The 14,720-nt window shown below is 64.0% G+C and carries 10 protein-coding genes; 8 read left to right on the top strand and 2 right to left on the bottom strand.

The window, feature by feature from the left end; genetic code table 11:
* Positions 1 to 93 precede the first annotated feature (93 nt).
* From mobF to ACLJPD_RS22725, 8 genes are all read left to right on the top strand, one after another.
* Positions 94 to 6,156, top strand: a complete 6,063-nt coding sequence (mobF, locus tag ACLJPD_RS22760; RefSeq protein WP_410874735.1) for a MobF family relaxase — start codon at positions 94 to 96, stop codon at positions 6,154 to 6,156.
* Positions 6,157 to 6,479: 323 nt separating this feature from the next.
* Positions 6,480 to 7,526 (top strand): helix-turn-helix domain-containing protein, encoded by a 1,047-nt coding sequence (locus tag ACLJPD_RS22755; RefSeq protein WP_410874734.1) that lies wholly within the window; start codon positions 6,480 to 6,482, stop codon positions 7,524 to 7,526.
* The gene (locus ACLJPD_RS22750) at positions 7,523 to 8,098 is read left to right on the top strand and encodes a cysteine hydrolase family protein (RefSeq protein ID WP_410874733.1); all 576 of its coding nucleotides are present in this window, start codon (positions 7,523 to 7,525) and stop codon (positions 8,096 to 8,098) included. The genes ACLJPD_RS22755 and ACLJPD_RS22750 overlap by 4 nt, the downstream gene beginning before the upstream one ends.
* A 362-nt stretch (positions 8,099 to 8,460) precedes the next feature.
* The gene (locus ACLJPD_RS22745) at positions 8,461 to 8,601 is read left to right on the top strand and encodes a hypothetical protein (RefSeq protein ID WP_410874732.1); all 141 of its coding nucleotides are present in this window, start codon (positions 8,461 to 8,463) and stop codon (positions 8,599 to 8,601) included.
* 10 nt (positions 8,602 to 8,611) lie between these two features.
* Positions 8,612 to 9,835 carry a JmjC domain-containing protein gene (locus ACLJPD_RS22740; RefSeq protein WP_410874730.1) on the top strand — a complete coding sequence of 408 codons (1,224 nt, stop codon included), beginning with the start codon at positions 8,612 to 8,614 and terminating at the stop codon, positions 9,833 to 9,835.
* 17 nt (positions 9,836 to 9,852) lie between these two features.
* Positions 9,853 to 10,611: an aldo/keto reductase gene (locus tag ACLJPD_RS22735; RefSeq protein WP_410874729.1), complete on the top strand. Its 759-nt coding sequence runs from the start codon at positions 9,853 to 9,855 to the stop codon at positions 10,609 to 10,611.
* A gap of 77 nt (positions 10,612 to 10,688) precedes the next feature.
* Positions 10,689 to 11,603, top strand: coding sequence for a phosphotransferase (locus ACLJPD_RS22730; RefSeq protein ID WP_410874728.1), 915 nt, complete (start codon positions 10,689 to 10,691; stop codon positions 11,601 to 11,603).
* 226 nt (positions 11,604 to 11,829) lie between these two features.
* Positions 11,830 to 12,423, top strand: coding sequence for a hypothetical protein (locus ACLJPD_RS22725; RefSeq protein ID WP_410874726.1), 594 nt, complete (start codon positions 11,830 to 11,832; stop codon positions 12,421 to 12,423).
* A 233-nt stretch (positions 12,424 to 12,656) separates the two neighbouring features.
* Here the strand turns inward: ACLJPD_RS22725 and ACLJPD_RS22720 are convergent, their stop codons facing one another.
* Complete coding sequence (locus tag ACLJPD_RS22720) at positions 12,657 to 13,418, bottom strand: hypothetical protein (RefSeq protein WP_410874725.1); 762 nt, start codon at positions 13,416 to 13,418, stop codon at positions 12,657 to 12,659.
* Positions 13,419 to 13,814: 396 nt separating this feature from the next.
* Positions 13,815 to 14,699, bottom strand: a complete 885-nt coding sequence (locus tag ACLJPD_RS22715) for a phosphoribosylaminoimidazolesuccinocarboxamide synthase (RefSeq protein ID WP_410874724.1) — start codon at positions 14,697 to 14,699, stop codon at positions 13,815 to 13,817.
* Positions 14,700 to 14,720: the final 21 nt, after the last annotated feature.

Genomic DNA, 14,720 nt, shown 5'->3' with positions numbered 1-14,720 from the left:
ATGGGGTAACGACCAGGGATTTCGCGTCAGGTGCCGACAACTGCATAACTTGAATCCATCGACTTTTCACGCCACGGAGCGCTCGATGGAATTATGACCGCGACGATCCACAAAGTAGTCGCAGGCAATGGTTACCAGTATTACCTGCGAAATATAGCCGCGCACGATGAAGACTCTCGCGGCCGATCATCGCTGTCGGACTACTACTCCGCCCACGGTGAAGCACCCGGCACCTGGTCCGGTACCGGCTTGGCTTCCCTGCGCATCGATGCGGGCGCGGAAGTGACCGAGTCACAGATGAAGTCACTGTTCGGACTGGGACGCCATCCCAACGCCGAAGTGGTCGAAGACCAGGTCTACAACCACGCGATCGCGGCAGGCTCGACGCCGAAACAAGCCGACGACGCTGCCGACAAAGCGTCCCGTCTGGGCAATCCGTTTCGCGTGTACGCGATCAATTCCGATTTCCGAAAGCGGTGTTTGGAGGCGTTCGCCGAACACAATATCGCGCAAGAGAAGCCCGCGAACGACGCTGTTTCCGATGATGATCGTGCGCGTATCCGAACACATATCGCGTTCGATATGTTCACCGACGAATACTCCCGGCCGCCCTTTGATGAGCGGGAGTTGTCGGGGTGGATCGCGAAGAACTCACGCCCAGCCGCGACCGCAGTTGCGGGTTTCGACATCACCTTCAGCCCCGTCAAATCGGTGTCCGCGCTCTGGGCGCTCGCGCCGCTCTCGGTGGCGACGCAGATCGAGGCCGCCCACGAGGCCGCGTTGTCAGATGCGTTGGGCTGGTTGGAACGGCACGCGATCTTCACCCGGTTGGGGCGCAACGGCATTCGCCAGGTCGATGTCGAAGGAATCGTCGCGGCGGGTTTCACCCACCGCGACAGTCGTGCCGGTGACCCTGACCTGCACACTCATGTGCTGATCGCCAACAGGTCGCGGACCCTGGACGGTCGCTGGCGGACCCTGGACGGGGCGGCGTTGTACCGGGTCGTGGTGACCGTGAGCGAGATCTACAACACCCGCCTCGAACACCACCTTGAGACCTCCATCGGTGTGGAGTTCGCCGAACGTCCCGGCACCGACCCCACCAAACGGCCGATCCGTGAGGTCGTCGGCATCCCTGTGCCGTTGATCGAGGCGTGGTCGCGGCGCGAAACCGCGATCCGTTCCCGCGTCGGTGAACTCGCCGCCGACTTTCAACACATCCACCGTCGCGAGCCCACCCCGGCCGAACTACGCAGCCTCGCCCAGCAAGCCACGCTGGAAACCCGCCCCGCCAAGCACAGTTCCCGCTCGCACGCTCAGCAACGGCGCAGCTGGCTCGGTGAGGCCATCACGCTGCTCGGTTCCGCGCAGGCCGTCACCGCCATGGTGTCGGGGGCGTTGAATCCGTTGCGCTCGGAGAGGGCCCACGTCACCGGTGCGTGGATCGCGCGCGCCGCCGACCACGTCTTACAAGTCGTAGCCGAGCACCGTTCGACCTGGCGGGCAGCGAACGTACGCGCCGAGATCGAACGCCACATCCGCGGCAAGATCCACGCCCGAGACTGGGAAACAGCCGCCGAAGCCGTACTCACCGCCGCCCTCGACTCCACCCGGTCCATCGCCCTCGGTGACCCCGACGTCACCGCTGAACCCGAACTCGCCACCGTCCCCGACACACTGCGCCGCCGCGATCACTCCAGCGCGTACACCCCGGCCGGCGCACAGATCTACACCTCCACACGACTCCTCGAAGCCGAGAATGCCCTGATCACGTTGTCGGTACAGCCCGGCGCGCGCCGTCTCCGGCCCGAGGTCGTGGCCGCGGCGATCCGTGACCACGACATCGCTCACCCGGATAGGCCGTTGAATGCCGGGCAGCGCAACGTGATCGAGGGTTTCGCGAGCTCCGGTTTACGCGTACACACCGCCAACGCACCCGCCGGAACCGGCAAAACCACCGGAATGTCAGTGCTGACCACAGCCTGGCAAACCCAGGGCGGCACTGTGCTCGGTCTCGCGCCTACCGCCGCCGCCGCCGCAGTCCTGGGCGAGTCCATCGGTGCGCGCTGCGAAACCGTCGACAAACTTCTCACCGTCATCGACCTCCACGCCCCCGGCCCCAACAGCCCCACCCTGCAGCGAGATCAGCCACCACCGTTGCCGCAGTGGGTCCTCGACATCGACGCGAACACCCTCGCCATCGTCGACGAACACGTCAAAATCGGCACCTTCAAACGCCTGAAAATGCTTCGATTCCTGGCTGATCGCGGCGCGACGATCAGATGCCTCGGCGACAACCATCAACTGCCCGCCATCGACGCCGGCGGTGTCGATGACGACATGGCCGCCGCCGCGCCCGAACACCAACTCACCCTCACCCACGTCGTCCGGTTCGCCTCCACCGCCGAAGCATCCGCGAGTTTGATGCTGCGCGACGGCGATCCCGCCGCCCTGGGCTGGTACCTCGACAACGCCCGAATCCACGGCGGACACACCGGCTCAACCCACGACGACGCCTACACCGCCTGGGCAGGCGACCACGCCACGGGTCTCGACGCGATCATGTTGGCCGCCAACCACGACACCGTTACCGCCCTCAACACCCGCGCGCGGGCCGACCGCCTAGCCCGCGACAGCGGGTTCGACGGGGTGCAAGTGGGGCTCGTCGACCACACCGCAGCGTCGGTGGGCGACACGATCCGCACCCGCCAGAACAATCAGAAGCTGCGCTTGGGTGCCCGCGACTGGGTGCGCAACGGCTACGCCTGGACTGTCACCGCCGTCCATCCCGACGGCAGCATCACCGCCCGACACCACGGGAACACCGCGGCGAGTGTGCGCCTGCCCGCCGACTACGTCGCCCAGTTCGTGCGGCTGGGATACGCGGCGACGATCGATTCCGCGCAGGGAATCACCGCCGACACCTGTCACGTCGCGCTCACCGGCAACGAATCACGCCAGCAGTTCTACGTCGCGATGACCCGAGGCATCCACGCCAACCACACCTACATTCCGTCCGCCCTCAGCGGCGAGGAAGGCTCGTTCTGGACCGAAGCCGCAGCGTTTCCTCGCACCGCCGTCGAACATCTCACGCAGATTCTGGCGCGCGACGGTGCCCAGAAATCTGCCCACACCCACCTGCGTGATGTCCTCGACCCGTACCGGCGGATCGGACGCGCACTCGATATCTACCTCGACAGCCTCGGGCTTGCCGCAGAGGCCGCACTCGGTGACAGCGGCCTGGCACGCCTGGATGCCGCCGCCGAAACCCTGCACCCGGGACTGACCGACAGCCCCGCCTACCCCTCACTTCGTCAGCATCTGGCCACCATCGCAGCCTCGGGCACCGACCCGGTCACCGCATTGCGCGCCGCCGCCGACTCGCGCGAACTCGACACCGCCGCCGATCCGGCCGCGGTCCTGGACTGGCGCCTGGACCCGACCGGTGCACATTCGGCCCCCGCCGGGCCGCTGGCATGGGCACCCGGCATCCCGTCAAGGCTCGACACCACCTCTACCCAAACCGATGCGCGCGCACGCATCCTGACCGACATCGTCACTCAGATCCGACGCGACGCCGCCGACTGGACACCACTCGACGCACCCGTGTGGGCGCGACCTCTGCTCGGCACCGACCCTGACTTGCTCGCCGATCTCGCCGTCTGGCGCGCGAGTGTGCATGTCGAAGACGCCGACCTTCGGCCGACCGGGCCGCGCCGATACCCCATTCTCGAACGCGACCACCAAAAGGTGCTCGACAGTCGGATCGAATCCGCGTTGGGTGATCCAGCGCGCCCGGTTCACCAGTGGGCCGAGACCATCGGTGCCATCGAACCCCGCATCCTCGACGACCCGTACTGGCCTGCCGTCGCCGACCGCGTCGACCTCGCCGCCCACGCCGGGATCGACATCACCACCCGTCTGCGTGCCGCTGCCGGTCTGCGGCCATTGCCCGACGAAATGCCCGCCGCCGCACTCTGGTCGCGCCTCGCACTCGACCCCTCCGCGCTAGACAGCCGCGACCACAACCTGCGCCCGGACTGGATCACCGAACTCCCCGACATCCTCGGCATCGATACCGCCGAGCGCGTCATCGACGACCCCGCATGGCCGCGCGTCGTCGCCGCCGTCGACCGCGCCGCCAGCACCGGGTGGACGCCGCGCGACCTGTTGGCCACCGCGCACGAACTCCTCACCGCCGCAACACCCGACGACGGCACCGGGCTGCGCCCCGACCAGATCGCCGCCGCACTCGCCTGGCGCATCGACGCGCTCGTGCACCACACACCCGAAACCGAGCCCACCGGACACACGCCGATGACCGAACACGATGACACCAGTACTTCTGCGACCTCTGATTCCACGGAGCGCGATCTCCCGCCCGATACCAACCGCGTGCACCGCAACCTCGACCTAACTGGGCTGACACAACCGGGACTACTGCCAAGCGCTCCACACGAGGATCCCGCCCAAGGCATCGGTGCGGAGATCGCGATGGTCGCCGAGTTGTTCGGACAAGGCCGCATCAGCGCAGCGGTGTCGCGGTTCCGCGAATTCGAGGACCGCCTCACCGCCGAGCAACGCTGGGTCCTGGGCGCGGTGACCGAGACCCTCTACCGGTACGCCTACCCCGTCGCCACCGCACGCCTGGCCAACGCCGCCCAACGCTTCCCCGAACATCGAGCGCTAATCGAAGCCTGCACCCCCGCCACCGACCCCGGCGTCTACCAACCAGCCACCGACAGAACAACAGCACCCCCGCCCTTTAACCATGAGCGCCGCCAGCACGCTCCACGCGATCACACCACCCGACACAACCCAGACCTGATCAGCGATCCGCTACCTGACCCACAGGTGCGCGCACGCCGCCATGAGCAGGACTATCACGAGACCCGCGCCGGGATCGACGACCAACCCTGGGCACGCCCCGACGCCCACGAAGCCCGCCGATTGACCGACGATCCCGACCTACCCGCCTCACACCTACCGCCCCTGCCCCGGCCTGCCACAGCACCGCCGCGCGAATCCGACCCGCTCGCCGCCCGCGGATACCTGCGCGACGAAGCCAAAGACCCCACCCCCGCCGCCTACTCAGTCGACTACGACAAAGCCGCCATGCCGCGCCAACGCGGCCTGGAATGCGTCGCGTGCAGCATCGAACGCCGCCCCGTCGACGCCACGCCCATCCCACCCCGCCGCAGCGACGACGGCCTCTGCGAAGACTGCCGCGACACCAACCAGCCCGGAATCCCTGACCACGACCCCATCCACCACATGACCTCCCGCGCAAACCATCTCGCCGCCACCAAACCCTTACCCACCGTCCATGCCATCCTTCGCCGCGACTGGAAGGCCACCCCCGAACCACACCTGCGCAGCCACATCGAAACCTGGGTCCGCGAACACCCACTCCCTGACACCACCCCGCCCGTCGATGATCCACTGTCCACGCTCACCGACACCGAACTCGCGCAGCAGATCACCGAACGCCAGCAACAAATCGCCCTTGCCGATACCTACGCCGCTGCCTTCGCTCCTGCCCCGCCTGACCCCGACGACCAACCCGACATCAACCAACTCACCGCCCGCCACCACGCAGCCCAAGACGCGATCCGTGCAGCACTGCACGCCGACGAACACTTCCAACACGCCACCCGCGCACTCCACGCCACCCGCACCGAACTGGCCACGCTCCGCCAAACACTCGACCAATCCCCCACCCGCAAACGACACACCCGCCACGTATTGCGCACCCGCATCGAGGAACTCGTCAAACAACAAGCCACCCACGAAAGCGAACACACCCGTGCTCGCACCGACACTCGCGAGGCCCGACGCAACGCCATCAACCGCGCCGGAACACCAGAGCACTGGAACGACATCCTCAACACCAGCACCAGTGACAGCCGAGCCCCCATGCACCAACCCCGCGCCGAAGGCGTCCCTACTCGTGCCGAAATCGACCAATTCACGGCAGACCAACACCACGAGATCGATCGGCTTCGTGCAGAACAACAACGCCGACACATTCTCAACCCCGCCCAACACGAGCACGAACCGATCACCCGCACTGGCGATCTCGTCACCGCCACAGACCACACAGCCCTAGATCAGTACCAAAGCCCGCTGGTTCCCGAGATTGATGCCGAACCCTGACCTCGACAAACGCGACTACAACCGTCAACACCGACGCCGCAGCCATCCTTCGTGAAGAATGTCAAGGATCTGGGCTCGAAGGCCGTTGACCACCTTAGGCATCGACACGGGCTGTTGGGATCTCAGGGATTTGCCGACTGAGACCATGCGAGGCCAAGTCGCCCATACGGCGGTATCGCTTTGGTGTCCAGCGGATCTAGCGTGTAGTTGACGTCAGCTGGGGATGGTTTCGTGAAGTTGGGGGTGACATGGTGGGGTTTGAGAGCGGTGGCAGGGCGGCGCGAGAACGTCTTAGACGTGCGATGCAACGGGAAGATTTCTCGTTGGAGCAGATCGTCGGTGAGTTCGCGGTGCGGTGGGGATTTCGTCCGCGACAAGCATGGCGGCACGGGCGTGGGATGACCCAGGATGAGGTCGCTGCCGAGTACAACGCGTTGATAGGGGATCCTCAAGCGCCGATGAGCAGCAAGCGGATCTCGGACTTCGAGGCGTGGCCGATAGGTGGGGTCAAGCCGACTCTGCATACGTTGTCGGTGCTGGCGCAGCTCTACGGCACGCAGCCGCATCACCTCGTTGATTTCGCGGACTACGAGGCGATGACCCGCACCGAGCGGACCGCACTTCGCGCACACGACCACCTCACGGCGCCTGGGGACCGGGGAGTCCCCACAGCGGCTATCGCAGGTATGACCGCCGACGTCGCGAACGGCTGTGCGGCCTACGTGAAGTGCTGTTTGTCGATCATCGAAAGTGGAACGTTCTATCGCGAAGAGATCGACGAGCTGTTAGTGGTGTTGAACCGGGTTGTCACCACGTTGGTGTGTCAGGACGCCGCATGGCTCGACGTTGTGGTGCCGGCGCACTCAGACGCACCCCTCGTGGCGGTCCCGCTGGTAGAAGGGTTGGTGAGTGAGCACGGATGGTTGCAGGTGTGGGCCAGCGGTGTCCGCCGGACCACGCGACCAACTCTGATTCCGATCCAGGTGAACGGGACTCCGTGGCGCGGAAGCGGGAATGCGTTCCTGTCGCGAGGCATCGACTATGTCGGATCGTTTCGCGGACTGTATTCCGCGCCCGAGTACGATCTGGCCCCGGATGTAGCGTCGGAAATCGAAGCCAGGTACGACTATTGGCGCGATGAGTGCTACTTCGGCGCGTTGCTGGCCGCGGCTATCCGATCTCCGGAACCCGGAGCGTCAGCCATCATCGGCGTTCTCAATCTCAACTTCAGATTCGAAAACCCCATCGGGGACGGCGACACGCTCGAGCCGCAACGATCGGTCGCGATACTCGATGTCCTGGAGCCCGCGTTGCGGCTCATCGGCACGGCGATTCAGATGCACCATCAACCCAGGGACGGCACAGAATGAAGAAGAGCGCACTGGTGGTTGTCGACATGCAGGAGTTCTTCTTCGTGGAGAACCCGAACGTCGACCGCACGGATTTGGGGAAGCGCTGCAACGAGATCATCGACACTGCCCGGCAGGCGGGTATGCCGGTTGTCCACGTCGTCACGCTGTACCGGGAGGACCGGGTCGACTGGCCGAAGGCGTGGAGTACCGGGGAGAGCTGGTGTGCGAATCTGGTGCGGGGTGGCGAGTTGGCGAAGGTCGTCGACCAATTGTCCATCGAGCCAGATGATTTCGTCGTTGAGAAGAAGCGCTTCAGCGCGTTCTACAACACCAACCTCGACGATCTTCTGCGTAGCCTCGACTGCGATCACCTCTATCTCATCGGGTACTCCGCCGATGTCTGCCTCCGATTCACCTCCGTCGACGCCTACAACAGGGGCTATGCGGTATCTCTGGTTTACGACGGGATCGAGTCGTTCCGCGAAGACAAGGATGCCTCAGTGACGTACCTCGGTTGGCTCGTCGATGCCGAGTGTGTCCCGCTGGGCGAATTCCGGACGCGAAACCAGCCGAAGACAGCGGCGGTCTAGAGAGCCTCGTCACGGACCGGCGCCTCGCTGTGGCCGGGGAAGTGACGGCCTCGGCGCGGTGCTATCCAGCGAATCCGGTTACGGGGGTGTGTGTTTGGTGCGGTCGCCGCAAGGTGATCGTGATGCCCGGCTCGTGTCGAGGGATGTACTCAAGCCTGCGGACTTCCGCTGGCGTGGAGCCAGTTTGTGCTGGTCACAGCCGGGAGTTGACCGGGGGAAAGTTCCTCACTTTCGACCGGGTGCATCGCCAGGCCGGAGGCGCATTCTCTATGTATGTCGTTGACCGCGACCGCCAGAGGGCGGACGGGCGTGACGACAGTGGGCGCTTAGTTGCGCGCACCTAATCGAGAATGGAGCGGCGCATGGATGCGAAGAATGACCTGCTGATCGCGGTCGAACAGTTGGAGAGCGTTCGTGGACGCTTGGACGGCACGCATTCGGACAGCAACAGCGACGGCCACGGTAGCTCGGGCGGCGACGGCCTGAACATCCCCGAGTCGTAGGCCACGATCCATGGACCACTACTTGGCCCAAGCAATCGAGAAGGCGCTGGGTTGGAGTGGGTCCGACGGGCTCGGTGCCGCGTTCGCGCGCGGCACCGTTCCCGACACGGACCTGTGCGCCAGAATGCTGACTCCGCAGAAGCTGCTCGACGTGATCATGCGCCGTACCGTGGCGCCTCCTCAGTTCCGTTGCTTCGAGAACGGGACTGAGTTGCACCCTGATGCGTACCTGACACAGGTTGTGACCCGTCGGTCACAGGTCCTTCCCGTAGCCAACATGGACCGTTTGAATCAGCTCATACAGTCGGGCTGTTCTTTGGTGTTGGACTCTTTGGACTCCTTCGATCCGACCATGGAGATCGCATGCCGGGCGTTGCAATGGTGGTCCCGAGAATTGGTTCAAGTGAATACCTACCTGACCACCAACGATGCCGCTGGGTTCGGACTCCACTGGGACGACCACGACGTCGTTATCGTCCAGATCGGCGGTGAGAAGTCGTGGGAAGTGCGCGCGGCATCCAGGCCGGTTCCGATGTACCGGGACGCGGAGCCGAACACAGTTCCGCCAGAGGAGATCGTGTGGTCGGGCACTATGCGGACCGGCGACGTGATGCATATTCCTCGCGGGTTCTGGCACCAGGCGACTCGCGGGGACCGCGGAGCGGGCTACAGCCTGCACGTGACGTTCGGATTCGTGAAGCGGACCGGGGTCGATTGGATGTCGTGGGTAGCGGATCGAAGCAGGGAACGCGAGCCATTCCGGCGCGACTTGCACCGATGGGGAACAGCAGCCGATCGTGCCAAACAAGAAGATGAACTTGTAGCCGGGATGGCGCAGCTACTCGCTGACTACCCGACTTCGGCGTATCTCGCGGCCCGTGAGCTTGAACGGCAGCCACCGCGCCATGTAGCGACCGGTGCAGTATTCGGCCCGGCGCAAACGACGGTGTGCGTGACCGACTTCCCTCCACGCATAGAAGTCCGGGACCAGGAAGTCGATGTCTTGGCTGCCGGAAAGAAGTTGACCTTCGCCGTCCGGGCTGAGCCGGCGCTTCGACTATTGCTGACCGGGCATCCGGTCGACCTCGCCACCGTGACCGCGATGACGGCCATCGACGCCGCCGTCCTTGCGGAGAGCCTGATAAAGGAGGGCCTGTGCGCCGAACTGACCGAGGCGTTGCGCTCGGGCTATACCGACATGATCCCGACCGGCACCTGCTCGAACATGCCCTGAAACTCGGTGTGTGTGGCGTGGATACCGCATACAACTACCGCGGATTCACCTCACACCGGATGCTCGCCCAGACCGCCGGCGATCTACTCGCAGAATTCACCGTCTCGACCAAAGTCGGATTCTTCCCGGAACCGGACGGGCACACCGTTCACTCCCTCAAGCCCGAACGGCTTCGCGCCGCCGTCGAACAGTCCAGTGAGGACCTCGGCCGGACGCCGGATGTGGTCCTCTTGCACAACCCAGAGCGCACCCTCGCTGATCTGTCCACGGACGAGGGCGGAGACCAGTTGGCAGGTGCCTGTTCCTGTCTCGACGACGCAGTGGCATCGGGTCTTTGTGCAGCATGGGGGATTTCGTCGTGGGATCCACACCCGTTGGTCGACGTGCTCGCGGCAAGTAGACCCGATCAGCTTCCAACCGTCCTGCTCGTCCGCGCCGGTCTCACCGTGCCCGACTCTGTGTTGGCCGCGGCGGAAGCGATAAGCGGGGCGTTCGGCATCACCGCTGCTGGGCGGTGGGGTATGAGCCCGTTCGGCGGCAGCACGGCCGACAACGTGTGGAGTACGGCGAACCTGTCCACTTTCCTGACATCACAGCGGCCGTATTCCACGCCGCAAGCCGCTTTTCGGGTCGCGTATGAACTACCGTCTGTCACACGGATCGCGGTCGGAACGGGCGACGCAGTACATCTCGCACAACTGGTTGATGCGACAGACGTCGAGATCGGCTACGAGACCATCACCCAGTACCGCGAACTCATCCGAACCGATACCTGACAGCAGGCAACCAGACCGCCGACGATATAAACGTCCTTGGGTTCAGCCAGCACATCTACCACTGAGGAGCTGGAGTTGTGGCAGAAGCTCTGACAGGCCAGACGCGAGTGTCCGATATCGGCGACCTGCGCAAACTACCGGTCGAGCAACTGATCACCGACGTGCAAGCCCGCCTCGGAACAGGTTTCGATGCATCCACCATGGTGCGGAAACGGCGCACGATCGGTGTACGCAGCGATCGAGGCACGTGGGTACGGATCGAGGCTCAACCACTAGACAAAGCCGCCGCCCAAGGCCAAATCAACAACGGTATTGAAGCCTCAGCTCTCCTGGATGGCATCGCCAAACCCCGGTGGCACCAGGCGGTGTCCTGGCTCGACGAATCGGCAGGGCTACTCTGGCGGGCCGACGAATGCGCATTGATCACCGAGCCGTCCGCGACGCCGATCGGATACCCACTCACCGAACCGGAACTGTCACCGGACTGGTGGCGCACGCTCAACAGCTCTCTGGAGAGCCTTGCCCGCCAGCACGTGACGCGGGTTGCGACGCCAGACACTGAGCCGATCACCCAGGCGTTGGTTACCGAGACGATCGAGCGAGCTTTCCCTGACCGAGTGGACACGACGATCTCCGATCAGCGATGGGTGCCCGCCCACGCGGATCTGAATTGGTCTAACCTCACCGCACCAGACTGTTGGATACTCGATTGGGAAGACCTCGGCCTTGCTCCACGTGGCCTCGACGCCGCGACACTCTGGGTAGCCTCGCTGATGGTTCCCGCCCTAGCCGACAAGGTATATCGGGCGCGGTGTGCTGATTTGGACACCAGATCCGGCAAGATCATGGCTCTGTTCTGCTGCTCGAAAGACCTCAACGATCCCCAATTCGATTCAGCACCAGCGTTCGAGCCGACAGTACGACACGCGGCCGAACTCGTAGCTGACCTGGCAGATCCGGCAGGACCATCAGGTGACAGACGAGGTCGATAGCCATGCGCTCTGCATCGGGGGATGCATGCTACAGACGCCGCGCGCCGCCCTGGCGAAGCGTGCGTCAAAGTACAGACTCGCTCCACAGCAGCTCGATCGAATGCTTCAGCTACTCGACGGACGTTGCATGGTGTGCCTGCGCTGCCATGCAATGGTGATCGACACGACGACACGAGCAGCGGACCGGAGGCCACGCGGGCTTCTGTGCCGATTCTGTAAACAGCGAGTGGCTATCTACGAGGGCTCGTTTGGCGACGAAATGCCGTTCTACTCGCTGTGCCGATGCCGATCATCCAACGATTCCGAGTGGAAACCGAGGATCTTGGCTGCGACAGCTCAGTACCTCGATCGGACAGAACATGCCGAGCCCTTCCTGACAAACCAGGAACAGTTCGAAACCCTGATTGAAGATGTATTGGCTCGTGGCCCCGACCCCCAGCACGTCTGGGACGGTGCACCGGTGTCGAGTCTCCCGAAGCTGCCTGCACTGACAGATGGTCCATCAACCGTTCCGATGGACGGTGACCGTCCACCGCTTGCTCGGGACCGGTGCACAAACGACTGCCGCGCCCACAATGAGCATGTCTACATCGCGTGCTTCGAGAAGCCAACCAAACTCCGCGACGCCGACACCCACAAGGCGGTGATGCACTACGTCGGATGGACACGGCAGCAACCGCCCGTTCTGCGTGTCAGCCAGCACGGCCCTATATGCCGCGAGTCATTGGTCGCGATCGTTCCCGGCACGGAAGCCGAGGAGGCGCTACTCAAGGCCGAGGGACTATGCCCGAAATGCGACCGCCCGCTGATGTACTACTGAACGCATTGCAACGGAAGGGTCGACCGGCCGGGTAGCCGATCGGCGTTGGAACTTGCTGCGTGGCGGTGCCCATTCATGTTGGACACTTGGCGATCCGATCCGAAGAGATGAGCACGGCCCTCAGAATGCAGGACCAGGAGGTCCCAAGGGCAACCACTCGCCGACGGCGCTCATTCGCCGCCTACCGCTCGCCTTAGGTGAAATACGTGAGCTGGCGCCTCGGGGCTACACGCTCACCGCATGCGCGGCAGGCGAGACTCGATCACGCGAACACCGTTGTCGTGATGAACCTTCGCTGGGTCCATCACCCAGATTCCGTCCCTGTACGGCATGAATCCTATGGAATCCCATACCCTTCGCACCCGCTCGAGTTCCTCACCGAACCGGGGATGCTGTTCCACATCCCGACGACGGTCGCATTCGTCGAACAGGTCGATCGGATAAGGAATCGTGGCCACAACACCGGCATCGGTCGAGGTGAACAACCCCAAAATCCGGCTGATCAGCACCCGGCCGACACCCCCAGCACCGCGCCACGCCGGAGCGAGGTTCACACGGTCGATCAGCACCGCGCGGTTGCCGACACCCTCGACTACCTCGAGCAGGTCAGGATGCAGTTCGTTGTCGGCGAAGACCGGACTGAATGCTTCGTAGTCTGCGGACATGCTGTCGAGCTGGTCGACGACACTACCGATGGTCGTTACCAAATCGACCAGAACACCAGACATTTGCAACACCGACCAGCGCGCGAGGTCCTCATCCTCTTCGCGCAGGAACAACGCTCGCCCCTTCTCGATCGCCGCATCCCACCTCGGGACATCATTGCCATCGGAGAAGTCTTGCTCGTCGTAGTCTTCGACACCAGCCATGTAGTGGGCCGAACCAGACCACACGATGACCCCAGGATCGGAGTCCGCTCGAACGATGGAACCCTTCAGCTCTACATCGACGGAAAACGACTCCCAGTGCACGCGGTCCAGATCAACTCGTTCCATCCCACACCCCCAGCTCGGTTCGGACACGACCCCGGCAGCGCCGTGTCTAGAGGTTCGCATCGTAGTTCCAACACCGAACCCGGCGGGCCGTTCCGCATCCAACTCCACCCAGTAGCAGCAGGTTGTCGGGTTTGGTGAGCGATCCCTGGCGTTGCAATTTTCCGAGGCTGTCAGCAAGGAAGACTGATCGCAACACAGAGCTATCCGTCAGAGTTGCCGTTGTTGATGGCTTCGACGGCACGACGCGGCCGACGAGACGATCTTGGTCGAGCTAGACGGAACCGCCGCCAATCGATCCCGCGCCTCCGACGCCAATACTGCGCGAGCCGTCCAGCAGCGAGTGCGCGAACGACTGTCCTAGCCGGGCAGGTCCGACCGAGACAGTCGTCGCCAACCTCACTCGGCGCTAAAGCGAGATGTCAGCTCAGCGACCAACTTGTAGGCGTTGGCGACTTCTGGCAGCGGTGCGCCGTCCCGGAATCTCTGCTTGTCGAGCTGCCGTTTTGGATCCCCACCCGCCCAGATTCGCCAGGAGTCGTTGTCTACGACGTCAGAGAGCACCAAGGCACCATCCGACTTGCGGGTTCCGATCTCGAACTTGCAGTCGACGAGCACCACCGGGCCGTGCTCGGTGGTCACATCGCGCCACGCATCTTCGATCACACGGAATGCTGGCAGCAGAATCTCTTGGACGATAGTTGTATCTGCCGTGTCGGAGGCCGGGGCCTCGATCCTGTAGCCACCATCCCGCTCAGGTTCCGGGCGTTTGGCCGAGTGGAGGTACCACCCGTCATCGCGGATCTGCACGTACGGGTCGGTGTGCACGCCCTCGGCCCAGCGCCCATTGCTCAGGTATTTCGATCGCGCTACCGACTCCTCGAGCACCTCGGGTTCGGCTACCGCAGGGGGCAGCACCAGAGCATGCTTGTAGAAGCGCTCCACCACCAGCTCATCGAACGGGGTGGGGACCGCAGGCGTCTCGGGATGGCGGGCGCGGTAGCTTCCCCACCCATACCTGCGCACGACGTACTCGACCGGGACCATCTCGCAGTCCGCGCATAGCAACGACCGCTCATCGAGTTGGCGGATGAAAGCAGTGGGCACACCGCTGTTGGCCAGCAACCTGAAGACGTTCGCGGTCTGCGTCGTCTTCCAAGCGCCGATCCCGGGAATCTCGGCGACTTTCGCCGCGTCGCCACCGGTGAGCCTGTCCTTGGCCAACAGCACCACGGTGCCTGGTTCGGGGCCTTCGAGGATCTGCTTGGTCTTGCCTTCTACCACGACTTCCTCTCGGGATTCGGT

This window comes from Nocardia sp. A7, from assembly GCF_046549215.1.
Classification (GTDB): Bacteria; Actinomycetota; Actinomycetes; order Mycobacteriales; family Mycobacteriaceae; genus Nocardia.
The sequence above is the reverse complement of the archived record's forward strand: the minus strand, read 5'-3'. Positions and strand labels throughout refer to the sequence as shown.